At 57.4% G+C, this 296-nt stretch carries 1 protein-coding gene; it reads left to right on the top strand.

Annotated features, from left to right (window positions below):
• On the top strand, positions 1 to 296 hold a 296-nt coding region (locus ACO0K8_RS22345; RefSeq protein WP_422948856.1), incomplete at both ends, for a hypothetical protein.

Below are 296 nucleotides of genomic sequence, written 5' to 3'. Positions count from 1 at the left end.
ATCACCGACGGCACGACTCCGCAAAGCCATGTCTTAACCGCCGCAGAAATCACCGCTGGTACGTATAGCAGCACGGTTGCGAAACCAGCGGAAGGCTCGACCTTATCCGTCACAGCTACCGTCACCGACCAAGCTGGCAATGTCTCCGCCCCGGGCACCGATGCAGCCACATTAGTGACTGTAACGAATGACGCACCCACTATCACCATCACCACCGATAGCAACAACGACGGCCTGATCAGTAAAACAGAACTCGGTGCAGCCACCACAGTGGCAGTCACAGTCGCCTTGCCAGG

Source organism: Undibacterium sp. Ren11W (assembly GCF_049340485.1).
Taxonomy (GTDB): domain Bacteria; phylum Pseudomonadota; class Gammaproteobacteria; order Burkholderiales; family Burkholderiaceae_D; genus Undibacterium.
This window is presented reverse-complemented; position numbering and strand designations above follow the sequence as displayed.